This is a genomic window from Planomonospora corallina (assembly GCF_042650625.1).
GTDB classification, from domain to species: Bacteria; Actinomycetota; Actinomycetes; order Streptosporangiales; family Streptosporangiaceae; genus Planomonospora_B; species Planomonospora_B corallina.
In genome coordinates, this window is sequence record NZ_JBHSBM010000067.1 from 1 (window position 1) to 881 (window position 881).

The 881-nt window shown below is 75.4% G+C and carries 1 protein-coding gene; it reads right to left on the minus strand.

What is annotated here, in order from left to right; all coding sequences use genetic code 11:
- Positions 1-172: 172 nt before the first annotated feature.
- Positions 173-727 carry a hypothetical protein gene (locus ACFOWE_RS31660; RefSeq protein WP_377294376.1) on the minus strand — a complete coding sequence of 185 codons (555 nt, stop codon included), beginning with the start codon at positions 725-727 and terminating at the stop codon, positions 173-175.
- Positions 728-881: the final 154 nt, after the last annotated feature.

The window sequence follows — 881 nt, forward strand, 5'->3', positions numbered from 1 at the left end:
CGGACCATCCGGTCCAGCCCCGGCGGCACCAGCCGCAGGCCCGGCCGGAGCGGGGCGCGCAGCCTGCCGAGCCGGAACGCCACCCCGCGCTCGTACTCCCGCAGCACCCGCACCGAGGCCGCAAACATGATCAGGACGATCAGCGCGCCGGCTGAGACCACCTGCACCGTGCTCATCCCCGCCCCCGCTCTCCCGGCTCGGCGCTGAAGTCCAGGGGGAAGTCCACCGTCGTGCGGCGCAGGTGCGACCAGAGCGGCCGGCTGCCCGCGGCGAGCAGCGCGGCCGTCCCGGCGAGCACCGCGCGTTCGGTCACCGTACGGTCGCCCAGCGCCACGGCCAGTGGCCAGAGCACGCCGAGCAGGGCGACGGTGCAGGCGATCCCGCGGTGGAAGCGCTCGGCCTCCGAGGCGGGCCAGGGATCGACGCTGCGGGAGACCTCGCGGCCGGTGTCGGAGGTGGTGCAGGTCTCCTTCACCGGGCAGCTGTTGCACACCGCCGGTCTGGCCCGGTAGCGCATCACCCGGTTGTGCGGGTCGAAGGCGTACGGCCACAGCCACTGGTCCTGGGGGCAGAGCCAGGCGTCGTGGTCGGCGTGGTAGGCGAAGGCGCCCGACCGCCGGTTCGCGGTGCGGCCGCAGGCCCGCCGGGCGGCCAGGTCCAGGGCGAAGGCGACCAGCAGCAGGAAGGTCCCGTAGGCGACGGAGAACCAGACGGCGGTGGAGACCATCAGGCTCCTCCCAGGTCGTCCGGGCCGTCCGCGCGCCGGTCGGAGGCGTACCGGCCGTGCCCGGAGGCGGCGGCGACGCCGTCCTGGCCCGCCGGGACCGGCTGCTCGGCGGTGAACAGCTCCTCGACCGGCAGCACGTCGGTGGTGGAGCGGA